A 24,504-nucleotide genomic window follows, 5' to 3' on the forward strand; every position below is an offset into this window, starting at 1 on the left:
ATTGATTGAGCGACCGCTCTCCCCCATTGCAGCCCACGTCCGGCACGACGTCTCAAGCGCGCTCAGATCAGGAACGCTTGTGGCGCCTCCCGGGTCCACATCGAAAACCGTTCCGGTCTTGAGCATCGCAAGCACCGCTACGGCCAATTTGCGCGCAACGGCAACGGCGGCGCGTTTGAAACCTGACCCTTTTCTGTGAGTTTGACGGAGCGAGATGTCTTGAAGTTACTCGGGTCTTCTATGGCCGACACGAAAGACGTTGCGGTGGCCATACCAAGCCGAGGATCGACATGAGGATTTGACAGGGTCTCTTTGGCGCGAATGCGCAATGAGCTCGTGCGAGATCAGCGTGGCGCAGCGTATGCTGCGCCACGCTTGGAGCAGCGGCAGTATAACGGGGTCCCGCTCATACGTCGTTTGTTGCGATCGCTCTATTAGACTTCTTGCGCACCTTGGGTTTCGGCTTCGGCGCTTCCTTATGGATGGGCAGCGGCGGCAAGCAAGCATTAGCGGCCCAATCGAGATTAGCAAAAACACCTCGGAAATATGGATAGCACGCGAAAATGCCGACACGCTTCAAAAAGGCATTGACGGCTTCTTCATCGCAAGGCTCAGCGACCTTATACATCACGGAGTATTTGGCATTGCAGCGCAACAAGACTTCTTCATCGACGGTCGCGGCGACATCAAAGTTGATAATGCACGCGGCAAACCCTTCCTCTTCGTCGTACATGCTCGATTCTGGCGTGACGACGTATCCAAGCTCTGCCTCATCCCGCTTGGCATAAAACTCCGGGGAAACGTCGAACGCGAGCTGCACTAGTTGGATTCCGCCAAGTTCGGCTGCCGCGACCACCTTATTATAATTTTCGAGCCGTTGCTCCTTTTCAGGGATCGAGGCTGTCTTGGACGCCTTGACCATTAGGCAGCTTCCATAACTTCGCGACCATTAGAATTAGCGACCTCACCTTCCTTGCGATGCCAAGTCGTGTGGCGTTCGCGGTGATGCTGGAAGGCAAACCACTTAACGGTGTCCACATCGAGTTTGCGTTCGGCGGCGATAGCGACGCCGATCTCGCCCAGCCAAGCAGACTCCGACACAATGCCCACGATAAAGTCGCCATCATCGCAGGCAGAACCACTATGTGCTTCCGCGGTCCGGACCGGGCAGTATTCGTTCTTAAGCCCAACGGCGTGAAGCGCCCGCGCCGCAAGCTTGATCGTCGGATTTGCTTCAGACGAAAACAGCTGACTGACACGCGCACGGGTGACGCCGAGTGCTTCGGCGAGTTCGGCCTTGGTCATACCACGCTCGCGCATTGCATCGATGAGGGCAAACTGAAAATCCATCAGCGCATCCTCTTCAGCGTATACCTGCTCGCGAGTAAGTTCCCTCAGATCCTTAGCCATTGATAATCCTCACATATTCGTCGGCAGCTTTTTGAAGTTTTCGCGGGTCTGCCTTGTCCTTTTGCTTTTCAGGGTCGCACGAGGTTCCCCAGAAGCAGCGCTTTCCGTCACGATTGGCAACCACGCCGTAAATACGAAACTGTCGGGCCTTAAACTCGTAGATCATCTCGGTCGTTCCGCCGGAGCTACGGCGATCTTGCTTCTTGAACATCCTGTCGTCCAAGTGACTCGGCCCCATATCTGCGAAACGTTGAAAGTATCGGGAAATGGTTCGGTATTCTCTCACGCTGTCCTGGTCGTTGCGTTTGGAAAGCGCCTCATATTCTTCCTTTGCCTCTCCAAACAGGCACACATCCGCATACTCGCCGCTCCCCACAAGAAGACCGTCGTCGGTTGCGTCAGATGGTTTCTTGGGTGGCTTGCGGCTCATGCAACACAAAAAAAGTTAAGTTATACCTAAACAAGAATCAACCCCGACCGATGAAAAGGTTGAATCTGTCGCAGGGGCAAAGTCAATACATCGTCACGTTGTTTTCAGCGACAACGCAAACAGATGCTTGTGCTCTCTCAAGGAGATGCAGGCTTGGGGGCGGGAGCTGGGCATCAGAAGCATGCGCGTATCATCCGCAAGACTACAACACACGAGTAAGGTGCGAGAGCGCCATGAATCTGCAGCCAAATGGAGGGTGCAAACTGCTAAAGGTTTGCACTCATTGAGGAAAGTGTTGGCGGAACCGGGATTCGAACCCAGGACTAACGGAGTCAGAGTTTTCGCGGTTCGGGGCGAGCCTGATTTCGGCGGCGCGGAAAAGGGAAAGAATGCCGACGTTGACGCAAGGCCCCTACGTTAGGAAATAGCCTAGGAAAGGCCTGCTACAAATCTCATTTTCTACAATATGTTCAAATACTTAGATGAAAAATCTGGCGGAGAGGGGGGGATTCGAACCCCCGATGGGCTTGCACCCATGCCGCATTTCGAGTGCGGTGCATTCAACCACTCTGCCACCTCTCCGCGGGGCCGGTTGGCGCTTTGAAGCGCGGCCGGTTCATAGCGGCAGTTTCGGCCGCTGACAAGGGGCAGAAAGAAGAATATCTTCAAGTCGGTGGCTTTCGCCTTGACAAGGAAGGGCGACTCCCGTAATCCGCGCCATGAAGTGGTGTGGCCTGCCCGCACCGCAGCGGGTAATGGTTTGTGCCCGTTCACTGGCGGAGGTCAAGGGTTCCTCGCATCTCTCCGCTCAACGTAGCGACTGACAAAAAGACGGCCTTGTCCACGGGCAAAGAGCCGGACCGAACATGAAAGGATAAAGTATGTTCGCAGTCATCAAGACCGGTGGTAAGCAGTACCGCGTGGCAGCCGACGACGTCATCACCATCGAAAAGCTGGAAGGCGTTCAAGGCGACAAGATTGAATTCACCGAGATCCTGATGGTCGGCGTCGGCGCCGATGCCACCATCGGTGCTCCGTTTGTCGAAGGTGCCGTCGTCAGCGCCGAGGTCGTGGACCAGGGCCGCGCCAAGAAGGTCATCGCCTTCAAGAAGCGCCGCCGCCAGAACTCCAAGCGTTCGCGCGGCCATCGCCAGCATCAGACGATCGTCCGCATCCTGGACATTGCTGCGGCCGGCGGCAAGGCGAAGAAGTCTTCGAAGAAGACCGAAGCCGCCGCTGAAGCTGAAGCTGCAAACTGAGTTCCGGGATCGAAGGTTAAAGGAGAACACCAATGGCACACAAGAAAGCTGGCGGTTCGTCGCGCAACGGTCGCGATTCTGAGTCCAAGCGCCTTGGCGTGAAGAAGTTCGGCGGCGAAGCCGTCATTGCGGGCAACATCATCGTGCGCCAACGCGGCACGAAGTGGCATGCCGGCGCCAATGTCGGCCTTGGCAAGGATCATACGATTTTTGCGCTTACGGCGGGCAACGTGGACTTCCGTACGAAGGCCAACGGCCGAGTCTACGTGTCTGTAATGCCGAAAGCCGAAGCAGCGGAATAAGCCGGTAGCGCTCTAAAACAGCCGGCGTCTCATCGACCCGGCTGACGCACCCGCAAGGTTCAAAAGCCAGACTTCAAAGGGGAGATGGGGCAATACCCAGCTCCCCTTTTCACGTCTCTGGAGGAAGAACCATGCAAACCGAGCTCTTGAGGGAAGACCAATCACGGTCTCCCGAACAAAGGCTGAGGCCTCAGCGGTCAAGGACCGATTGCCCGATATTGTTATCGCCCCGGCTCGTTTTGCGCGCGCCCCACGAAGATGATATCGACGCCCTTGCCCATCTTGCCAACAACGCCAATATCGCCACCATGGTCTCGCGCATGCCGCACCCCTACACGACGGCGGATGCGGCCGATTTCGTGCGACGCGCCAAAGCCGGCACGATTGGCCCCGGCACGATTGGCAAGTGCGTCTACGCGATCACCAAAGCGGACAATGGCGCATTCCTCGGCTGCTGCGGGATCGAGCCGCATGCCGACGGCAAGACGGTCGAGCTCGGCTACTGGCTGGGCGAACCCCATTGGAACAAAGGCTATGCGACGGAGGCGACGCAGGCACTGACCGACATGGCCTTTCGCACCCGCGATATCGACCAGATCGATGCGCGCTGCCGTGTGATGAACATGGCTTCGCGCCGGGTCATCCAGAAGTGCGGCTTCCAGTTCCAGGGCTCCGGCATGGTCGACAGCCTGGCGCTCGGCGGCACCATTGCCGTCGAGTGGTACCGGCTCGACCGCAAGACTTGGGTTTCGCTCAGAAGCTGGGGAGGCATGCGATGAACGCGCTCGTTCCCGAACGGTCGCGGGTGGTCGCCCGCCCCGATCCCGGCCCCTGCCCCATCATCGAGACGCAGCGGCTGCGTCTGCGCCCGCACCGGCTTTCCGATGCCGCGGCGATCGCCGAATCGCTCGGCGATTTCCAGGTGGCGCGCATGCTGGCTCGGGTGCCGGCGCCCTACCACCAGCAAGATGCGCTCGACTGGCTGAACCGTCAGACGGCAAGCGTCCTGCCCGACTGGATGCTCGCCGTCACCTCCGGCGACGACGTCCATATCGGCTGCGTCGGCATCGAATTCCGGCGGAGCGAATGGCACGTTGGCTACTGGCTGAACCGCTTCTATTGGGGCAAGGGCCTGGCCAGCGAGGCCGTCCATGCCGCCGTCGAACGCTTCTTCCGCCGCATGCCGGAGGCGGTGCTGCATTCGGGCGTCTTTGCCGACAACCCGGCCTCGCTCAAGGTGCAGGAGAAGCTCGGCTTCCGCATCACCGGCTGCAGCCAGATCTATGCGCTCGCGCGCAATGCCATGGTGGCGCATATCGAAACGCGGTTGACGGCGGAGGACCTGCGCCGGCCGGCTTGACGAACAGAACCCGCCGGAGCTCAGCTTTGGCGGGTCCTTCATGCGATAGTCTTTGACCTCTGCCGGAACCGCCTATATCGATGGCGGCGACTGCAAGAGAGCAAGGATGCGCGGTCTTCCAGCTTTATCCTTCCTCACCCCAGATGAAGCCGAACACGCAAGAAATGGCGAGCCGATGAAATTCCTCGATGAAGCGAAAGTCTATATCCGGTCCGGAGATGGCGGCGCCGGCGCCGTCTCTTTCCACCGCGAGAAATTCATCGAGTTCGGCGGACCGGACGGCGGCGACGGCGGCCGCGGCGGCGATGTCTGGGTGGAGGCGGTCAACGGCCTCAACACGCTCATCGACTTCCGCTACCAGCAGCACTTCAAGGGCAAGACCGGCGTTCACGGCATGGGCCGCAACCGCACCGGCGCGAAGGGTGCCGACGTAACGCTGAAGGTGCCGGTCGGCACGCAGATTTTCGAAGAAGACAACGAGACGCTGATCGTCGACATGGTCGCGGAAGGCCAGCGTTATCGGCTCGCGGCCGGCGGCAATGGCGGCTTCGGCAACGCCCATTTCAAATCCTCGACCAACCAGGCGCCGAACTGGGCCAATCCCGGCCTCGAGGGCGAGGAGAAGACCATCTGGCTGCGCTTGAAGCTGATCGCCGATGCGGGCCTCGTTGGCCTGCCGAATGCCGGCAAGTCGACCTTCCTTGCCGCCTGCACGCGCGCCCGGCCGAAGATAGCCAACTATCCTTTCACGACGCTGCACCCCAATCTCGGCGTCGCCACCGTCGACGGGCAGGAATTCATCATCGCCGACATTCCCGGGCTGATCGAGGGCGCCCATGAGGGCGTCGGCATCGGCGACCGCTTCCTCGGTCATGTCGAGCGCACCCGGGTGCTGCTGCACCTGGTTTCGGCTCAGGAGGAAGATGTCGCCAAGGCCTACAAGACCGTCAAGCACGAGCTGGAGGCCTACGGCGGCGGGCTCGAAGACAAGCCGCAGATCGTCGCGCTGTCGCAAATCGACGTGCTCACCGACGAGGAGTTGAAGGCGAAATCGAAGGCGCTCGCCAAAGCCTGCGGCGCGCCGCCGCTCCTCATCTCGGCCGTGACCAACAAGGGCATGACCGAGGCGCTGCGGGCCCTGCGCGACGTCATTTCCTCCGCCAAGGCCGGCGAGGAGCAAGCCTGACATGGCCGCGAACCGCAAACCGCTCGAAAAGCACCGCCGGATCGTCATCAAGATCGGCTCGGCCCTGCTCGTCGACCGCCAGACGGGGCTGAAAAAGAGCTGGCTCGACGCCATGTGCGCCGACATCGCGGCGCTAAAGGGCAAGGGCGTCGAAGTGCTGGTCGTTTCCTCGGGCGCCATCGCGCTCGGCCGCACCGTATTGAACCTGCCGGCCGGCGCCCTGAAGCTCGAGGAAAGCCAGGCGGCCGCCGCCGTCGGCCAGATCGCCCTCGCCCGCGCCTGGTCGGAAAGCCTTTCTACCGACCAGATCATCGCCGGCCAGATCCTGCTGACGCTCGGCGATACGGAGGAGCGACGCCGCTACCTGAATGCGCGCGCCACGATCAACCAGTTGCTGAAGCTCGGCTCCGTGCCGATCATCAACGAGAACGACACGGTCGCCACCACCGAAATCCGCTATGGCGACAACGATCGGCTCGCCGCCCGCGTGGCGACCATGGTCGGCGCCGACCTGCTCGTGCTGCTATCCGACATCGACGGGCTCTATACGGCCCCGCCGCATCTCGATCCGGAAGCCCGCTTCCTCGAGACGATTGCGGAAATCACGCCGGAGATCGAGGCGATGGCCGGCGGTGCGGCCTCGGAACTGTCGCGCGGCGGCATGCGCACCAAGATCGATGCCGGCAAGATCGCCACAACGGCCGGTTGCGCGATGATCATCGCCTCCGGCAAGCCGGTGCATCCGCTGAAGGCGATCGAGGCCGGCGCCCGTTCCTCCTGGTTCGCGCCTTCCCGCTCGCCGGTGACGGCGCGCAAGACCTGGATCGCCGGACAGCTCCTGCCGGCCGGTTCGATTGCGATCGATGCCGGCGCGGAGACGGCGCTGCGCTCCGGCAAGAGCCTGCTTCCGGCCGGTGTCCGCCAGGTGACCGGAACGTTCAGCCGCGGCGACACGATCGCGATCTTCAACAATTCCGGCCGCGAGATCGCCCGCGGGCTCGCCGGCTACGACGCCGACGAGGCGCGCCAGATCGCCGGCAAGAAATCGGCCGAGATCGCCGCGATCCTCGGCTACGCCGGCCGCACCGCCATGGTGCATCGCGACGATATGGTAATGACGGCTCCCTCGGAACCACGATCCGGGGCGGAAAAGGACGAGAAGAAAGGCAAGCTCCATGCTTGACACGGTCGAGAACGGCTCAGACGTCAATGCGATCATGCTGGAGATCGGCCGTCGCGCCAAGGCGGCCGCCCGGCCGCTCGCCATTGCCAGCGCCGAGCGCAAGCATGCGGCGCTCATCGGCATGGCCGAGGCAATCATCGCGAGGAGCAGCGACATCCTCGCCGCCAACGCGACCGATCTCGCAAACGCTGAAGAGAGCGGTGTCGCCAAGGCGTTCATCGACCGGCTGACGCTGACGGACGGCCGCATCCGCGACATGGCGGACGGCATCCGGGCGATCGCGGCGCTGAAGGATCCGGTCGGCGACGTCATTGCCGCATGGGACCGGCCGAACGGCTTGCATATAGAGCGCGTCCGCACGCCGCTCGGCGTCATTGGGGTGATCTATGAAAGCCGTCCGAACGTCACGGCGGATGCCGGCGCGCTCTGCCTCAAGGCGGGTAATGCGGTGATCCTGCGCGGCGGCTCCGACAGCTTCCATTCGTCGCGGGCGATCCATGCCTGCCTGGCCGAGGGGCTGAAGGCTGCCGGCCTGCCGGAAGAAGCGATCCAGATGGTGCCTGTCGCCGACCGCGCCGCCGTCGGCGCCATGCTTTCGGGGCTGAACGGGGCGATCGACGTTATCGTGCCGCGCGGCGGCAAAAGCCTCGTCGCCCGGGTTCAAAACGAGGCGCGCGTGCCGGTCTTCGCCCATCTCGAAGGCCTTTGCCATATCTATGTCGATGCCTCCGCCGATCTCGATATGGCGAAAAACATCGTCGTCAATGCCAAGATGCGCCGAACCGGCATCTGCGGCGCCGCCGAGACGCTGCTGATCGACCGCAACGCCGCCGACCGGCTGGCGAAACCGCTGCTTAAGGGTTTGCTCGACGCCGGTTGCGAGGTGCGCGTTTCCGACGAGCTACAAGGCCTGTTGCCGGGCCTGAGAGGCGCAACCGACGAAGACTGGGCCACCGAATATCTGGACGCGATCATCTCGGCGAAGCTCGTCGACGGCATTTCCGGCGCCATCGAGCACATCAACAGCTGGTCTTCGGCCCACACGGAGGCGGTGATCGCCGAAGACGCGGCCGTCGTCGAGCGCTTCTTCACCGAAATCGACTCGGCGATCCTGCTGCACAATGCCTCGACGCAGTTTGCCGATGGCGGCGAGTTCGGCATGGGCGGAGAGATCGGCATTGCCACCGGCAAGATGCATGCCCGCGGTCCGGTCGGCGTCGAGCAGCTGACCTCGTTCAAATATCGCGTGCGCGGCACAGGACAGGTGCGGCCCTGACGACACCTGCGGATGTGAAGCCGGAATATCTGCGCATGCCGCATGTCGAGAGCGGCATGGCCGTCGGCCTGTTCGGCGGATCGTTCAACCCGCCCCATGAGGGCCATGTGCTCGTTGCCGAGACGGCGCTACGCAAGCTCGGGCTCGACCAGCTCTGGTGGATGGTGACGCCCGGCAATCCGATGAAGGACCGCAACAATCTCGCGCCGCTCGCCGAGCGGATCGCGATGAGCGAGAAGATCGCCGGCAATCCGCGCATCAAGATCACGGCCTTCGAGCAGGCGCTCGGACAGAGCTATACGGCGCGCACCCTGGAGTTCGTCCGGGCACGCAACCGCGGCGTCCGCTTCGTCTGGGTGATGGGGGCCGACAATCTCCGGAGCTTTCATCGCTGGCAGGACTGGCGCCGGATCGTCGGCACCTTCCCGATCGCGGTGATCGACAGGCCGGGCTCGACGCTCGCCTATCTGTCGTCGCCCATGGCCAGGACCTTCAGTCAGGCGCGAATCGACGAGGACGACGCGCCGAGCGTCGCATCTCGGCCGCCGCCGGCCTGGACTTTCATCCACGGACCCCGCTCCTCACTAAGCTCGACGGCGCTCCGTTCCGCCAAATCCGGGTGAATTCCCGTCATTTACGTCTCGCGTCTTGAAACCGTACCGGTTTGGTGCCTACATTTGACGCACGGTTCGACCTCAATCACGGACCGGAAGTGCTTGTTCTGTTCATTCGGAAAGGAAAGACCCTGACAACAGCACACGCCAAGGGATATGCGGTCTCCGCAGTCCCGCGCAGCACGGAACTGAGCGACGAAGCCGCTGTCCGTGCGCTTAAGCTGGTCCTCGAAAGCCTAGAGGACTCGAAGGCAGAAGATATCATCACCATCAACATTGCCGGAAAGTCGGCGTTGGGAGACTTCATGGTCGTCGTCTCCGGGCGTTCGAACAGGCATGTTATGGCCATTGCCGACCACCTGGTGACGGACCTGAAGGACGAGGGCCTTGGCAATCCCCGCGTCGAAGGTCTCGAAGGTGGCGACTGGGTGCTGATCGACACCGGCGATGTGATCGTTCACATCTTCCGGCCCGAGATCCGGGAATTCTACAACATCGAAAAGATGTGGGCGGCCCCGGAGGTCGAGGACAGCACCCTGCACTGAGACGCGCCGCCCGTCCCTGACCGATCGCCTCAGGACGGAGCGACGACCGGTGCCGATTTGAGATGCCGCTGCCATCACCCGACCGGGAGGATGGCAGCAGAAGGGTTTTTGCCGATCGAAATCCCCTTCGATCGGTGCCGGTGGGGATGGAAACGGGTCAATGCGAATCGGACTTTTCGCAGTCGGCCGCCTCAAGGCGGGGCCGGAAAAGGATCTCGCGGCCCGTTACCTCGATCGCTTCGCCAAGGCGGGACCGGCCATCGGGCTGGAACTGGCGCGCGTGGTCGAAGTCAACGAGAGCCGCGCCGCCAACGCGGAAACACGCAAGCGCGAGGAAGCGGCCCAGCTCGAAAAGGCGCTTGCCGAGGGCAGCCTGCTGCTCTTGCTCGACGAACGCGGCAAGGCGCTCGATTCGGAGAGTTTCGCGACGCTGCTCGGCACGTTGCGGGACGGCGGCAAGCGCGATCTGATGATCGCCATCGGCGGTGCCGACGGGCTCGACCCGACGCTTCATGCCCGGGCCGATTCCGTCCTCTGCCTCGGCAAGATGACCTGGCCGCACCAGCTCGTGCGCATCCTGATTGCCGAACAGCTCTATCGGGCCGTGACGATTTTGGCCGGTCATCCGTATCATCGTGCGTGAATCTCATTCGTCGGCAATAACAAGAATATGTATTGGTGGGCTGCGGCAAATCGGATTAGGGTTTCCTGATTTATTTGCTTAGCCCACGAGACAGGATGACGCGCGCCAGGAACAGAGACGTGGCCCGGATGAAATTTGCCGTCGGGCAGGTCGGTCGGCACGCGGCGATCGCCGCCGTTCTCCTGTTGAGCGGCGCGCCGGCACTGGCGCAGGATCCCGGCGCGGCCGCTCCGGGCCCGACCGCTGCGACGCAGGGGCCGCCGGATCCCGCCGCCGACCTGACCCTGAGGCGCGACAGCACACGCAGCGAACTCGAGGCGCTGTCGAAGACGATCGGCGTTTCGCGTGATCGCGCCGCGGCTCTCGAGCAAACGATTGCCGAGATCGACAAGAGCAATGCGGCGCTGCGCTCGGCGATCGTCGATTCGGCGGCGAAGCGCCAGGACCTCGAACGGCAGATCGCCGAGGGCGAGAAGAAGCTCAACGAGCTGCGCGCCAAGGAGGACGTGGTCAAGCGCTCGCTCAGGGGCCGGCGCGGCGTACTCGCCGAGGTGCTTGCCGCCTTGCAACGGATGGGCCGCAACCCGCCGCCGGCGATCTTGGTGACGCCGGAAGATGCGCTTGGCTCCGTTCGCAGCGCCATCCTGCTCGGCGCCGTCGTTCCAGAAATACGCGAGCAGACCGACAGCCTCGTCGCCGATCTCAAGGCGCTTTCCGACATCCGCGCCGGCATAGCGAGGCAGCGGGACGATCTGACGGCGACGATGACCGCCAATCTCGAGGAAGAGCGGCGCATGTCAATGCTCGTCGCCGAGAAGGAAAAGCTGCGGCAGCAGAACGCGACGGAACTCGCCTCCGAGCAGCTCAAGGCGGAGGAACTGGCCCTGCAGGCGACCAATCTCGAGGGGCTGATCTCCTCGCTCGAAAACGAGATCTCCTCGGTGCGCGAGGCAGCCGCGACGGCGCGCGCGCAGGAGGAGGAACGGCTGCGGATGAACGAGGCCGAGCGCCAGGCGGCGCGGGAATTGGCCAAGAGCGCGGTGCCCGACAAAAACCGTATTGCGCCCGCATATGTGTTTTCGGAATTGCAACAGAGGCTCAGCTATCCGGTCGCAGGCTCGATCCTGCGGCAATTCGGCGACGCGGACGGCACCGGGCACTCGCTGCAGGGGATCATGCTGGAAACCAATGCAGGCGCGCTGGTGACCACGCCGGCGGACGGATGGGTTGTCTATGCCGGCAGCTTCCGCAGCTACGGACAGATGATCATCCTCAATCCCGGCGACGGCTACCATATCGTGCTTGCCGGAATGGAGAGCGTGAGCGTCCGCCCGGGGCAATTCGTCGTGGCAGGCGAGCCGGTGGCGACGATGGGTGCAAAAAGAGTGGCGAGTGCGGCGGCCTTGACGCTGGAAACCGACAGGCCAACGATTTACATTGAATTCCGAAAAGACGGAAAGCCGGTTGATTCCCGACCGTGGTGGACCGCAGCAGAAGTTGGAAAGGCGCGAAATGATACGTAGAGCTTCACTTGTTCTGGTCGGGGCGCTGATGGGGGCGACGGCGATGGGCGTCGTCTATTCGGCAACGATCCCGGCTGTGGCGGCCAATTCGTCCACCTATCGCGAGCTGGCGATTTTCGGCGATGTGTTCGAGCGCGTGCGCGCTCAGTACGTGACGCCGCCGCAGGACGACAAGCTCATCGAGAATGCCATCAACGGCATGCTCTCCTCGCTCGACCCGCATTCGAGCTACATGAACTCGGCGGATGCCGAGGATATGCGCACCCAGACGCGCGGCGAGTTCGGCGGCCTCGGCATCGAGGTGACGATGGAAGAGGATCTCGTCAAGGTGACGAGCCCGATCGACGATACCCCTGCCGCCCGCGCCGGGGTGCTTGCCGGCGACCTGATTTCGAAGATCGACGGGCAGGACGTCCGCGGCCTGAAGCTCGAGGAAGCGGTCGACAAGATGCGCGGTGCCGTCGGCACGCCGATCAAGCTCACCATCCTGCGCAAGGGTGCGGAGAAGCCGATCGAAGTGACGATCGTTCGCGACGTGATCGCCGTGCGTGCCGTCAAATACCGCGTTGAAGGCGATGTCGGCTATCTCCGAGTGATCTCCTTCACGGAGAAGACCTTCGACGACCTGAAGAAGGGCATCGAGAAAGTCAAGGCGGACGTCCCGACCGACAAGCTCAAGGGCTATGTGCTCGACCTGCGACTCAACCCGGGCGGTCTGCTCGACCAGGCGATCAATGTTTCGGACGCTTTCATGGAACGCGGCGAGGTCGTCTCGACCCGCGGCCGCAACCCGGACGAGACGCGCCGCTTCAACGCGACGCCGGGCGACCTGACGGACGGCAAGCCCGTCATCGTCCTCGTCAACGGCGGCTCAGCTTCGGCATCGGAGATCGTCGCCGGTGCGCTGCAGGATATGAAGCGCGCGACCGTGCTCGGCACGCGTTCCTTCGGCAAGGGCTCGGTTCAGACGATCATTCCGCTCGGCGACGCCGGCGCACTGCGCCTGACGACCGCGCTTTATTACACGCCGTCCGGCAAGTCGATCCAGGGCACCGGCATCACCCCGGACATCAAGGTCGAACAGCCGCTGCCGCCGGAACTCCTCGGCAAGGTCGAGGCCCAGGGCGAGTCCGATCTGCGCGGCCACATCAAGGGCCAGAACGAGGACGACGAGGGCTCCGGTTCGGTCGCCTATGTGCCGCCGGAGGCCAAGGACGACATTCAGCTGAACTACGCGCTCGACCTCCTGCGCGGCAAGAAGACGGATCCGTCCTTCCCGGCCAATCCCGAACAGGCCGAGCTCAAGAAGTAAGCGGACGCGAAGCGGATGAGACAAAGGCGCCGGGCTGTTCAACCCGGCGCCTTTATATTATGCATCGGCGATGTAGCCGACTGCCGATGATTCTCGCGAGCGGGGCGCATCCCTCACCGGCAACGTTCCAAAGGTCGAGGCTCCGTTTGGGAACTGATCTCAATGCCCCCCTTGGCCAGGGCCCGAAGAAGCGGCCTCGGCGCAAGCGCGACCCGCGCCGGCTGTCCGGCTATGCATTTCTTGGCATCTTCACCCTTGTCGTCGCCGGGCTTTCCGGCTGGGCCGCCTTGGCGCCCGATCCCCTGCTCCGCACTCCGGATCCGGTAGCGAGCGCAGAAGCGAGCCAGGCGCCCGCCGAGCAAGTCGCATCCCCCGCCAAGCCGAAAGGAGCAGCCGGCTCGCTTCGCCCGAGCGGCGCCCGTTCCGGCGCCCATGTCGAGGAGATCCTCACCGACGACGGCGCAACGGTCACGAAATTCACGCCGAGGCCGCGCGATGGCGAGGGCCCGGCGCTGATCAGCGCCGGGGCGATGCGCGGCCAGGACCCCCGCATGGCGGCGCTTCCGAACGAGGACCTCATCGAAGCAACGCCCGAGGGCCGGTTGCCGACCGTCGGTCCGGACGGTTTGCGGCCCATGGATCAATATGCCCGGCCCTGGTCCGGCGCCCGCGGCACCCGCATCGGGCTCGTCGTCGGCGGCCTCGGCCTCAGCCAGACGGGGACCCAGCGGGCGATCCGCGATCTGCCGCCGGACGTGACGCTCGCCTTCGCCGCGGCCGGCAACAGCCTGCAGCGCTGGATGCAGGATGCGCGCCGCGACGGCCACGAGATCCTCCTGCAGATCCCGATGGAGCCCTTCGACTATCCGGACAACGACCCCGGGCCGCATGCGCTTCTCGTCTCTCGCGGCGCCACGAAGAACCTCACCGAGCTGCACCGCAGCATGGGCCAGATCACCAATTATACCGGCGTCATGAACTATCTCGGCGGCCGCTTTCTCTCCGATGCGGATGCGCTCGAGCCGGTGATGCGCGACCTCGGCAAGCGCGGCCTGTTGTTTCTCGACGACGGCACCTCGGCGCAATCGCTTTCCGGAACGCTCTCCGGCGCCTTGGGCGTGCCGCATGGCTTTGCCGATCTGGTTCTCGACAGCGAACTCAGCCGCAGCGCGATCCTGCGCAAGCTCGACGAACTCGAACGCGTCGCGCGGCGCAACGGCACGGCGATCGGCGTCGCCTCCGCCTTCGAAGAGAGCGTGGCGACGATCGCCGACTGGATGGAGGAGGCCGGCGGGCGCGGCATCGAATTCGTCGGCGTTTCGGCTCTCGTCAACGATCCGCAACAAAACTGATCTAAGCAGGCTGAATACCTGACAGCACATGCAAGGGAATGACGACATGGGTAAAGACAAGGGCAAGGCTTTGAAGGCAGAGGACCTGCCTTATCGGCCTTGTGTCGGCGTCATGGTCCTTAATCATGAGGGGCTCGTCTGGGCCGGACATCGGCTCGCGGTCGGCAATTCGGAATATGATGGCTCGCCGCAGCTCTGGCAGATGCCGCAGGGCGGCATCGACGAGGGCGAGGACCCGCTTGAAGCCGCCTATCGCGAGCTATACGAGGAGACCGGCATGCGCAGCGTTTCGCTGCTTGCCGAGGCGCCCGACTGGATCAATTACGACCTGCCGGAGCACCTGATCGGCATCGGCCTCAAGGGCAAGTTTCGCGGCCAGACGCAGCGCTGGTATGCCTTCCGCTTCGAAGGCGACGAAAGCGAGATCGCCATCAACCCGCCGCCGGGCGGCCACGACCCCGAATTCGACGCCTGGGAATGGAAGCCGATGCGCGAACTGCCGGGCCTGATCGTGCCTTTCAAGCGCAAGGCCTATGAAGAGGTCGTCGCCGCCTTCGCGCATCTGGTGGGTAGGTAGGCCCGCCGTCGGAGCCCGCCCCGCAAAAACGGGACGGGCTACTGATCGCGGATCGTTCGGACCTTCGTCAGGCGAGGACGAAGTCGCTCGTCGTAAGTGTTCTGACGTTCTGCAGGATGGCGACCAGTTGCGGGTCTTCGGCAGTACCCGAGCCGTCGGCATCGAACCAGAGACGGCCATTGTCCGTCTCGAACAGGAACATGCCCTTTCCGCTCGTCGCTGCGGGGTCGGTGCCTGTCACGAGTGTCACCGCCGCATCGCCCCCCGCGATGCCGAAGGCGTCGCGCTCGATGACGAGCTTGTCCTGGCCACGGGTGAAATCGGTGATGACGTCTCCCTCGCCGTCGAATCCGTCCTTATCGAAGACGAACCGGTCGTTGCCGGCACCGCCGGTCAGCCAATCATCGCCCTTGCCGCCGACCAGCATGTCGTTGCCCGTGCGGCCATCGAGGATGTCGTCCGCCTTCCCGCCATAAAGAACATTGCCGTTTGCATTGCCGCGAATCTCATCGTCGGCGCCGCTGCCTCTGATGTTTTCGACGTTCGTCACCGTGAGACCGAGTGCCAGGCCCTTGCTCGCCGCCTGATCCTGGAGATCGAGAACGACCGAAGTCGATCCTTCGCTGAAGGAAAGCGTATCGACACCGCTACCGCCGTCTAACACATCCCTGCCTGATGGATCATCGCGGATGAGAAGGTCGTCGCCAGCATCCCCGAAGAGTTGATCGTCGCCGGCGCCGTCGCGGAGCGTATCGTTGCCGTTTCCGCCGTGCAGGGTGTCGTCGCCGTTGTTGCCCTTGAGCGTGTCGTCGAGAGCGCCGCCGCTCACCCTGTCACGGCCGTTGCTGCCCGCATAATCAAGCCCTTCGAAGCCGTTGAACCATGTCGCCGTATCGACGATCACCGCTGCGCCAGAGAAGGCAAAACTGATTTCCCGCGTCTGCCCAGTGAGATCAAGGTTCAGCACGTCGGTTCCGGCGCCGCCGTCCGCCTTGTCGCCGATGCCGATATAGACCGTGTCATTGCCGTCCTCGGCATAGATCACGTCCTTGCCCTCGGTACCGGCGAGGCCCGCGCCGCGGATGATGTCATTGCCAGCGCCGCCTCTCAATCTGTCGTTGCCGGCATCACCCGATATCGTGTCGTCGCCGGCGCCGCCATTGAGGACGTCGTTGTTGCCGCCGCCGCACAACTCGTCATCGAGGCTACCGCCGGCGAAGGTGTTGCTGCCCGCACCCCCGATGAGCTTGACTCGCTCGACGTTCCTCACAAAGACGGACGCGTTGGTAGCGGTCACGTCGGCCGAGAGCTCAAATCCGACATTCGACCAGGACATGCTGAAGTCGATGGTCGCGAAGTCGTTTCCGGCGCCTCCGTCGAGGTCGAGAACCCCATTCGAGGCGCTCCGCGAAAACGTGTCGTTCCCGGCGCCGAGATTGACGACATTGGTGCTGGCACCGCTCGAACCGTCGGCAACGGCGACCTGATCATCGCCGTCGCCGGCGTTGATCGTGTTCCAGCCGTCATAGTCGCGGATAACATCGTTTCCGCCACCGGCGGTCAGCGTGTCGTTGCCGTCACCGCCATCCAGCCAATCCGCACCGTTGCTGCCAATCAGCCTGTCGTTGCCGCCGTAGCCGGAAAACGAGACGGTCTCGGCGGAGCCTACGGATGCAACCACGTCGTCGCCGGCGCCGAACAGGATCTGATAACGCTCGAAATTGGTGAGAACCGAGCCATCGGAAAGCGTGGCGACGGCGCCGTTGACCGAAAAGGTCAGAGCGCCTGTAAGAGAGCTGCGGATAACAGTTACCCAGTCCTTTCCCGCGCCTCCATCGGCCTGGTCCGCACCGCCGCCCCCGAGGGATATTTCGTCATCGCCGCTGCCGCCGATCACATTGTCGATGCCGAGACCTGCGTTGACATAATCATCGCCGGCGCCGAGATCGACCGTATCGTCTCCTCCATCGGAAAAGACGACGTCGTTACCGTCGGCTGTGATGATGCGGTTCGCGTCGGAACCGGCGGCGAAGAAAGAATAATGCTCTATGCCGATAACCGTCGTTCCGCCATCGAGCGTGTTGACCTCGGTCGCCGCCTTGGCGGTAAAATCGCCGGTGAAGTTCCCGATTTGCAGACGATCGCTGCCGCTTGAATCGGTAATCTGGTCCTTCCCTTCGCCATGGGTGTAGATGAAGACATCGTCGCCAGCGCCTCCCTCCGACTTGTCGTCTCCAAGACCGCTGAGAAGAACGTCGTCGCCCGCCCCTCCCTGAAGAATATCCGCGCCGTCGCCGGCGAATATCTGGTCCCTGCCGCTGCCGCCCGAAAGGAGATCGTTGCCGACGTCACTAATGAGCAGATCATCGCCGTCGCCGCCATAGAGCTTGTCGTCGCCGTCGCCGCCGTAGAGATAGTCCTTTCCAGCGTCCCCGAAGAGGATGTCATCCCCGGTTTCGCCGAACAGGCGGTCGGAACCATAGCCGCCGGCGAGCATGTCGGCACCCGTGTGGCCCGTCAGCGTATCATCGCCACGGCCACCCCAAAGCTCGTCATTGCCGGCGCCTCCCCACAGAGCATCGGCATAGGCGCCGCCGGATATCACATCGTCGAAACTGGTCCCGCCAATCGAGAACGACTCCACATTCATCACTTGCATGCCGCCGGTCAGGGTCTGCACGGAAGCCCAATCATCAATCCTGATGTCAAGTCCGGCGCCATAGGCCGCATAGTTGAGCATCACCGTGTCGGTGCCGGAGCCGCCGTCGACGATGTCGCCGACAGTCTCATCGTATCCGTTGGCGACAATGGTGTCCCGGCCGCTGCCCCCATGCAGCATGTCCTGTCCGACATCACCCATGAGCCGATCGTTGCCGCTGTCACCGTTCAGCGTATCGTCCCCGTCGGCGCCGCGGAGGTCGTCACCCTGAAATGACCCGTTGACGGTATCATTGTCCCCATCACCATTGGCCGTGTCGTAGCCCATGCCGCCATTGATGACGTCGGCACCCTCGAGGCCCGTTATGACGTCGGCCTCAAGATCGCTGCCGATCAACACATCGTCGCCGTTCGTACCCGTGATAGTTCCCATTCCTGTCTCCTGACTGGTTGCCTCGGGGACGTGCAGGCTCGAACCACGATCCTCATGTCTCGCCCGTCAAAATCGGATTGTTCGGAGAAATGCCGCGGGCGTGCCGCTCGATTGCTCAAAGGCCGCACTGCCCAGTCCCGCCGGCTGTCGCCAACGCAGCCCCCGCATTTCAATGCCTTGTCGCATTGAGGCGCATCCGATCTGCAAACTGACAATGAGCGAGCCGGAAAAACAGCGTGAAATGAACGAGAACCGGCAAATTTCCGTGACCTGCTTCGACCCCCATACCGGATCATGCATTCGCATGACCTCGAGAACGGAGCTTCCGTTCCGCTGCCATCTATGCGCGAGTTCTGAGGTCTCTCCTGTTCCTGTCGGAACAGTCAAATGCGTTGGGCCGAAACGTCGCCGCTGTCGATCCGGGCGTGGTGCGCTGCTTCAATTCTCGCATCGCACATCATGACGCGATTGGGTCTTGCGCATGGACCTTTGCGCAACATCCGTACGGTGCGGGCTATCTTGCAATAAGCTCAATACAAAAGCGCCGCGGGTAGCACGCGCGGCGCTTTATCCAAACAAATTCGATACTATTCGGCTTCGTTTGCCGGGGCGGCGTTGAGCTGCCCGTATTTTTCCTCGCCGATCGTTTCGAGCAGCTGGATCTGCGACTCGAGGAAGTCGATGTGGCCCTCCTCGTCGGCGAGCAGTTCCTCGAAGAGTTTCATCGAGACATAGTCGCCGGCCGCGTGACAGACGTCGCGGGAATTCTTGTAGGCCGTGCGGGCGTCGTATTCGCCGGCGAGGTCGGCCTTCAGCACTTCCTTGACATTCTGGCCGATGCGCAGCGGCGCCACCGTCTGCAGGTTCGGATGGCCTTCGAGGAAGATGATGCGTGCGATGAGTTTGTCGGCGTGGTGCATTTCCTCGATAGATTCCTCACGCTCCTTCTTTGCAAGCAGCGTGTAGCCCCAGTCTTCGAGAAAGCGGTAATGCACCCAGTACTGGTTTACGGCACCGAGTTCGAGAAAGAGCGCTTCGTTAAGCTGCTCGATGACCTTTGCGTCGCCTTTCAAGATCCGCCCTCCGGTTTTCTTCGTGGAATTGTTTTAGGCGGGTCATGAAATCAAATATCTCGGCGTCCGTCGAGTCGCGACGGGCGTGATATTGCTCGGTGGTGCGGATGATGATGTCGACGACATTGGGGAAACAGCCGCAGCAACGACCGCGCTTTTCCATCGCGTGATAGACTTTCGCCGGCACGATCAGCTGCCAACAGTCCTCATCGAGGAGGCCGATGATCGTGTCCTCGATCTCTTTTTCGGTGATGAAATTGCAGCTGCAAACCAGCATTTCGTCTTGCCCGTCAAACGCAACATCCTGAATTTGCGATAAAGCAAAAGAGGATATTTGCCGTCAACAAAAAACTCCTCTCCATAAAGTTGAAGGGTATATTAGAGGCGTTCTAATCTTGAGGAAAAATTTCGTGTTTTCATTGGATTAGCGGATTCTAAGGCACCGATTTTTCTCTCATGGCTTGCAGATTGGGTCGGAAAGGCTGCGACATTTTTACACAGGCTTGCCCGCAGCCAAAGCCGGAGACAATCGGGCGATGCAACGATCTGCAGTTGGCAAGCCGACCGAGGATCAATGGAAGTTGCGTCCCTTCGGCATGACCTCGGCCACCTCGCTCCCCGACTCCGACGTTTTTCGTCCCTCTTGTTGAGAAGGCATCAGGCGCAATTGCCGGAGTGCTTTCTTGTCGCGGGCATCCGCGGTCGGCCTGAGCGCCTCGTCGGCCCGATCATTGGCTCCGAAGCGCCTGGCCTCGTTGCGCAGGAGCCCGAGCATCGGCGTCATGTCCTCCATATGTTCGGCGACCACATGGATGACGCCGCTTTCGCTCTGTAAGCGACCGCGTATCTTCACGAGCCGCGATCCCATGACCTGCCGCCGATATTTCTGGAAGGTCTTCTCCCAGACGATGATGTTGGCGACACCGGTTTCGTCCTCGATCGTCATGAAGATGACGCCATTGGCCGAACCCGGCCGCTGGCGAACGAGCACAAGGCCTGCCACCGTCACCCGTCTTCCGGCCGGGGTCCGCGCCAGATCCCGGCTGGAAAGAATGCTCATGCGCGAGAAATCCTCCCGCATGAAGGAGACCGGGTGGGCCTTCAGCGACAGCGTCAGGTAGCGATAGTCATGGATGACATGTTCGCCGGCGGGCATGTCCGGCAGGGCAACCGCCGGCTCGACCTGTAGGTCCGTCGAACCGGCCCCATCGAAAAGCGGCAGGCGCTCGACCGCCGACTGCTCGTTGAGCGCCTTCACCGCCCAGAGGGCTCTTCGCCGGTCGAGGCCGATGGAGCGGAAGGCATCCGCATCCGCAAGACGCTCCAGCACGGCCCGCGTCAGCCCGGAGCGGACCCAGAGATCGTGAACGGACCGGTATCCCTCGCCGCGGCGCGCGACGAGCGCCCCCATATCCGCTTGCCGCAATCCCTTGACCAGCCGGAAACCGAGCCGGACGGCCTTCTGCGACTTGATCACATCCCGCATATCCGCATGGCGCGGGTCGACCGCATCCTTGCTGAACATCCTCTCGCCTTCGAGCAGGGCATCCCAGTCCGAGTGGTTGACGTCGACCGGCAGGATTTTCACCCCGTGTTCGCGGGCATCGCGCACGAGCTGCGCGGGCGCATAGAAGCCCATCGGCTGCGAGTTCAGAAGCGCGGCGCAGAAGACATCCGGATAATAGGCCTTGAACCAGGAGGAGGCATAGACGAGCGAGGCGAAGGAGGCGGCATGGCTCTCGGGAAAACCATATTCGCCGAAACCCTTGATCTGGTTGAAGCAGCGCTCGGCGAACTCCCTTTCATAGCCGTTCTTGACCATGCCATCGATCATCTTCCGCTCGAAAGTATGGATCGTGCCGGTCCGCTTGAAGGTCGCCATGGCGCGGCGCAGGCGATCGGCCTCGCTCGGCGAGAAGCCGGCGGCGGTGATGGCGATCTGCATTGCCTGCTCCTGGAACAGCGGCACGCCCAGCGTTCTTTCCAGGACCGCCTTCAATTCCTCGCTCGGATAGTCGACCGCTTCTCCCCGGCGCTGCGCCTCGCGCCGCTTCAGATAGGGATGCACCATGTTGCCCTGGATGGGACCCGGGCGGACGATCGCCACCTCGATCACCAGATCGTACATTTCGCGCGGTCTGAGCCGCGGCAGCATGCTCATCTGCGCACGGCTTTCGATCTGGAACACCCCGACCGTATCGGCGCGGCAGATCATGTCGTAAACGGCCTCTTTCTGGTCTTGGTAGAGTTCGGCGAGCGTTTTCGGCTTGCCGTAATGGGCTTCCAGGAACTTGAAGGCCCTGGCGAGGCAGGTCAGCATGCCGAGCGCCAGCACGTCGACCTTGAGGATCTTCAACTGGTCGAGATCGTCCTTGTCCCATTCGATCATGTAGCGGTCGGGCATGGCCGTGTTCATGATCGGCACAACCTCGTCGAGCCTGTCGCGGGTGATGACGAAGCCGCCGACATGCTGGGAGAGGTGCCTCGGGAAGTTCATGAGCAGGCTGGCATAGGCAAGCACGCGCCTCGTCAGCGGATCCGCCATGTCGAGCCCCGCCCCCCTCGCCTGTTCCTCGGTGAAGGGCGAAGTGCCCCAGCCCCAGACGGAACTGACGAGAGCCGATTGTATGTCCTCCGACAGGCCGAAGGCCTTGGCGACCTCGCGGCCGGCCGAACGCGAGCGGTAGCTGATCACCGCGGCAGTGAGCCCGGCATGCTCCTTGCCGTAGGTTCTGTAGATATATTGGATGACCTCTTCGCGCCGCTCGTGTTCGAAGTCGACATCTATATCGGGCGGCTCGTCGCGGTCGCGCGACAGGAAGCGGTCGAACAGCAGCGTGAACTTCTGCGGATCGACGTCGGTGATGCCGAGGCAGAAACAGACGGAGGAGTTGGCGGCAGACCCCCGCCCCTGGCAGAGAATGTTCACGCTGCGGGCAAATTTCACCAGCTTGTGGACGGTCAGGAAATAGGGCTCGTATTTCTTGTCGTGGATGAGTTCGAGCTCGTATTCGATCTGCCGCTTTACCTTTTCCGGCACGCCGGAAGGATACCGCTCGCGCGCACCTTCGACGACGAGCCTCCGCAGGCTTTCGGCCGGCGTCTCGCCCGCGGCGTTTTCGTCCGGATATTGATGGCTGAGCTCGTCGAGGCTGAAGGAAAGCCGCTTGAAGAATTTGCCCGCATTGACGATCGCTTCGGGATAGTCGCGGAAAAGCCGGACCATCTCCTGCGGGCCCTTCAGGTGCCTTTCGGCATTCTTCTGGAGGAGGAAGCCGGCGCTGGCGATCGACACATGCTCGCGAATGGCGGTGACCACATCCGCAAGCGGCCGGTAGTGCGGATCGTGATAGAGTGCGTCATTGGTGGCCAGAAGCCGGACATCGAGGCTCCTGGCGAGGGCGGCGAGAACGGCGAAGTCATGCCGGTCGAAGCCGTCATAACGGGGCGCCAGGCCGAGATAGAGCCGGTTGCCGGCATGCTCCCGCAATGTCTCAAGAAGCGTGCCCAGGATTTCCGGCTGCGGCCGGCCTTCGCCCGGCATGACGATCAGCAGCAGTTCCTCCTGCCATTCGAGAAGATCGGCGAGATGAAGCGTGCAGTCGCCTTTCTTCGAACGCAGGTTGCCGGCGCTGAGCAGTCGGCAGAGATGCCCCCAGCCCTGCCTGTTCCGGGGATAGGCGAGAATGTCCGGCGTGCCATCGGCAAAGACCAGGCGGGCCCCGGGCTGGAAAGGATAATTCTCCACTTTTGCCTTGGCATGGGCCCTGACGACACCGGCCACGCTGTTGCGGTCGGCGACGCCGAGGCCTGAAAGCCCGATCTTCTTGGCAAAGACGATCATCTCCTCGGCCGGCGCCGCCCCTTCTAAAAAGGAGAAATTCGTGCGCGCTCCAAGCTCGTAGAAGATCGGCGCCTCGCTCATGCGAAAACTCCGTGCATGAACCAGCGGGCTGCCGCGACTTCCCTTCCGTAAAGGCCTTCGCGGAACAGCCAGAAACGGCGGCCCTCCTGATCCTCGATCCGGAAATAGTCGCGCGTCGGATGGTCCTCCCCGTCGATCCACCATTCGGCGGCGATCCGCTCGGGACCCTCGGCGCGGGCGACGCGATACTGGGTCTTTCGCCAGTTGAAGCTGCGCGGGGCGCCGTCCGGCACCTCGGCCGTCGCCTCCACCAGTTCGGGGTAGGCGAAAACCCGAAGCGGGCGGTTTTCCGGAAAGACCCTGTCGTCAGAGCCAGGCGGCGCCATCACCGCCGCCACATTCCTGACCGCGGCAAACCCGCCCGCCCGCTCCGGCAGGTGGCTTTCGGCAAGGCTCGCCTGCATCAGGCAATCGGGGCCGAACCGGGCGGCAACCTTGTCGATGAAGGCGGCAAGCGGCTGGCTTTCCTCGGGCACGCCGGAAAAATCCTGCTGCGCCGGATCGAGCCTTTCGCTGCGCAAAACGGCCAGCCTGAGGATTTCGAAGCCGTAGCCGGCATCGAGATCGTCATGGACCGCCTGCAGCCGTTCGCGAAAGAGCGCCGCGATGCGGCCGGCATCATTCAACGGCATGGCCGCATGCGCCCGCACACGGAATACCCGTCCGTCGACGCGAAACAGAAGAAGCTCGAACAGCCGCCCGCCTTCGCCATGCCGCTCCAGCGAGGTGCGGACGTCCTTGGCAAGGTGACGGGTCAGTTCGAGAATGTATTCCTCGTCCATCAGCGGTTCGGCGAGCCGGCGCTCGGCGGCAAAGCTCGGCACCGGCAGGCGCGGCGACAAAGGTTCGTCCGCCGCGCCTCTCGCCTGATCGAGCCTGAGGAGAAGGAGGGAACCGAAGCGGCGGGCAAGCGGCGCGCGCGGCGCTTCGAGAAGGTCGCCGATCTGTTTCAGCCCGACGCGCTCGAGGGCTGCGGCGGTTTCCTCCGGCAGGCGGAGCGCCGCAACCGGCAAGGGTGCAAGAACCCGACCGGCCTCTCCCGCTTCGATGACGGCCACATCGCCGTAGCGGGCGGCGGCCCAGGAAAGGCCGGCTGCGGAGGAGACGGTCGCCCGCGCCTCGACGCCGAGCGAGAAAAGCCGGGACAGGAGATCGCTGACAAGCCCCTTCTCGCCGCCATGCAGATGCGCGCAGCCTGTGATGTCGAGAAACAGGCCGTCCTTTCCGTCGAGCGCGACAAGCGGCGTGTAGCGGTCGCACCAGTCGGCAAGCCCTTCCAGAAAGGCCTGGTCGGCCGCCGGATCGGCGGCGATCACGTCGAGCGCCGGGCACATGGCGCGGGCCTCCGCCGCCCCCTGCCCGCGCTTCAGGCCGATCTTCTCGGCAAGCGTGTCGAGCGCGACGAGGCGCATGGCATTGTCGATCTTGGCGGCGAAAACGACC

The 24,504-nt window shown here is 62.8% G+C and carries 21 protein-coding genes, 1 tRNA gene and 1 pseudogene; 14 read left to right on the top strand and 9 right to left on the bottom strand.

Translation table 11 applies throughout. The annotated features are described in order from the left end of the window. Positions 1–406 precede the first annotated feature (406 nt). From SS05631_RS16740 to SS05631_RS16755, 4 genes are all read right to left on the bottom strand, one after another. Positions 407–922: a hypothetical protein gene (locus SS05631_RS16740; protein WP_037417897.1), complete on the bottom strand. Its 516-nt coding sequence runs from the start codon at positions 920–922 to the stop codon at positions 407–409. Then, positions 922–1,410 (bottom strand): helix-turn-helix transcriptional regulator, encoded by a 489-nt coding sequence (locus SS05631_RS16745; protein WP_037417900.1) that lies wholly within the window; start codon positions 1,408–1,410, stop codon positions 922–924. Before SS05631_RS16745 ends, SS05631_RS16740 begins: the two co-directional genes overlap by 1 nt. Beyond that, complete coding sequence (locus SS05631_RS16750) at positions 1,403–1,840, bottom strand: hypothetical protein (RefSeq protein ID WP_095678018.1); 438 nt, start codon at positions 1,838–1,840, stop codon at positions 1,403–1,405. Before SS05631_RS16750 ends, SS05631_RS16745 begins: the two co-directional genes overlap by 8 nt. A gap of 492 nt (positions 1,841–2,332) precedes the next feature. Then, a tRNA-Ser gene (locus SS05631_RS16755) sits at positions 2,333–2,422 on the bottom strand. A 299-nt stretch (positions 2,423–2,721) separates the two neighbouring features. Here SS05631_RS16755 and rplU point away from each other — a divergent pair. From rplU to SS05631_RS16830, 14 genes and pseudogenes are all read left to right on the top strand, one after another. Continuing rightward, positions 2,722–3,033 (top strand): annotated as a pseudogene (rplU, locus tag SS05631_RS16765) (50S ribosomal protein L21); the annotation flags it as partial. A gap of 98 nt (positions 3,034–3,131) precedes the next feature. Beyond that, a complete protein-coding gene (gene rpmA, locus SS05631_RS16770) occupies positions 3,132–3,401 on the top strand; it encodes a 50S ribosomal protein L27 (RefSeq protein ID WP_012709652.1) in 270 nt (89 codons plus the stop codon). A 131-nt stretch (positions 3,402–3,532) separates the two neighbouring features. Next, a complete protein-coding gene (locus tag SS05631_RS16775; RefSeq protein ID WP_037417909.1) occupies positions 3,533–4,180 on the top strand; it encodes a GNAT family protein in 648 nt (215 codons plus the stop codon). Further along, positions 4,177–4,761, top strand: a complete 585-nt coding sequence (locus SS05631_RS16780) for a GNAT family N-acetyltransferase (protein WP_037417912.1) — start codon at positions 4,177–4,179, stop codon at positions 4,759–4,761. The genes SS05631_RS16775 and SS05631_RS16780 overlap by 4 nt, the downstream gene beginning before the upstream one ends. Positions 4,762–4,936: 175 nt before the next feature. Further along, positions 4,937–5,947 (top strand): GTPase ObgE, encoded by a 1,011-nt coding sequence (gene obgE, locus SS05631_RS16785; RefSeq protein WP_037417924.1) that lies wholly within the window; start codon positions 4,937–4,939, stop codon positions 5,945–5,947. Between the two features lies 1 nt (position 5,948). Next, complete coding sequence (gene proB, locus SS05631_RS16790; RefSeq protein ID WP_037417927.1) at positions 5,949–7,130, top strand: glutamate 5-kinase; 1,182 nt, start codon at positions 5,949–5,951, stop codon at positions 7,128–7,130. Beyond that, positions 7,123–8,406: a glutamate-5-semialdehyde dehydrogenase gene (locus tag SS05631_RS16795; protein WP_037417931.1), complete on the top strand. Its 1,284-nt coding sequence runs from the start codon at positions 7,123–7,125 to the stop codon at positions 8,404–8,406. Before proB ends, SS05631_RS16795 begins: the two co-directional genes overlap by 8 nt. A gap of 56 nt (positions 8,407–8,462) precedes the next feature. Beyond that, a complete protein-coding gene (locus SS05631_RS16800) occupies positions 8,463–9,029 on the top strand; it encodes a nicotinate-nucleotide adenylyltransferase (RefSeq protein ID WP_234819774.1) in 567 nt (188 codons plus the stop codon). Between the two features lie 89 nt (positions 9,030–9,118). Further along, complete coding sequence (gene rsfS / locus SS05631_RS16805) at positions 9,119–9,565, top strand: ribosome silencing factor (RefSeq protein ID WP_037418182.1); 447 nt, start codon at positions 9,119–9,121, stop codon at positions 9,563–9,565. 160 nt (positions 9,566–9,725) lie between these two features. Beyond that, on the top strand, positions 9,726–10,208 hold the full coding sequence (rlmH, locus tag SS05631_RS16810) for a 23S rRNA (pseudouridine(1915)-N(3))-methyltransferase RlmH (protein ID WP_037417938.1): 483 nt from the start codon (positions 9,726–9,728) through the stop codon (positions 10,206–10,208). A 128-nt stretch (positions 10,209–10,336) separates the two neighbouring features. Further along, a complete protein-coding gene (locus SS05631_RS16815; protein WP_037417942.1) occupies positions 10,337–11,731 on the top strand; it encodes a murein hydrolase activator EnvC in 1,395 nt (464 codons plus the stop codon). Then, positions 11,721–13,043, top strand: coding sequence for a S41 family peptidase (locus SS05631_RS16820; protein ID WP_037417945.1), 1,323 nt, complete (start codon positions 11,721–11,723; stop codon positions 13,041–13,043). The genes SS05631_RS16815 and SS05631_RS16820 overlap by 11 nt, the downstream gene beginning before the upstream one ends. Positions 13,044–13,189: 146 nt before the next feature. Then, positions 13,190–14,395 carry a divergent polysaccharide deacetylase family protein gene (locus tag SS05631_RS16825; protein WP_037417948.1) on the top strand — a complete coding sequence of 402 codons (1,206 nt, stop codon included), beginning with the start codon at positions 13,190–13,192 and terminating at the stop codon, positions 14,393–14,395. 46 nt (positions 14,396–14,441) lie between these two features. After that, entirely contained in the window at positions 14,442–14,972 is a 531-nt protein-coding gene (locus SS05631_RS16830) for an RNA pyrophosphohydrolase (protein ID WP_037417951.1), read from the top strand. Between the two features lie 67 nt (positions 14,973–15,039). Here the strand turns inward: SS05631_RS16830 and SS05631_RS16835 are convergent, their stop codons facing one another. The 5 genes from SS05631_RS16835 to SS05631_RS16855 form a co-directional block, all read right to left on the bottom strand. After that, a complete protein-coding gene (locus SS05631_RS16835) occupies positions 15,040–18,063 on the bottom strand; it encodes a calcium-binding protein (RefSeq protein ID WP_037417956.1) in 3,024 nt (1,007 codons plus the stop codon). Between the two features lie 587 nt (positions 18,064–18,650). Next, positions 18,651–19,136, bottom strand: a complete 486-nt coding sequence (bfr, locus tag SS05631_RS16840) for a bacterioferritin (RefSeq protein ID WP_018235917.1) — start codon at positions 19,134–19,136, stop codon at positions 18,651–18,653. Then, positions 19,102–19,413, bottom strand: a complete 312-nt coding sequence (locus SS05631_RS16845; RefSeq protein WP_037417961.1) for a (2Fe-2S)-binding protein — start codon at positions 19,411–19,413, stop codon at positions 19,102–19,104. Before SS05631_RS16845 ends, bfr begins: the two co-directional genes overlap by 35 nt. Positions 19,414–19,707: 294 nt before the next feature. Next, positions 19,708–23,061 carry an error-prone DNA polymerase gene (locus tag SS05631_RS16850; RefSeq protein ID WP_037417964.1) on the bottom strand — a complete coding sequence of 1,118 codons (3,354 nt, stop codon included), beginning with the start codon at positions 23,059–23,061 and terminating at the stop codon, positions 19,708–19,710. After that, on the bottom strand, positions 23,058–24,473 hold the full coding sequence (locus SS05631_RS16855) for a DUF6504 family protein (protein ID WP_037417967.1): 1,416 nt from the start codon (positions 24,471–24,473) through the stop codon (positions 23,058–23,060). The genes SS05631_RS16850 and SS05631_RS16855 overlap by 4 nt, the downstream gene beginning before the upstream one ends. Positions 24,474–24,504 lie beyond the last annotated feature (31 nt).

It is taken from the genome of Sinorhizobium sp. CCBAU 05631 (genome assembly GCF_002288505.1).
In the GTDB taxonomy this organism is placed as follows: Bacteria; Pseudomonadota; Alphaproteobacteria; order Rhizobiales; family Rhizobiaceae; genus Sinorhizobium; species Sinorhizobium fredii_C.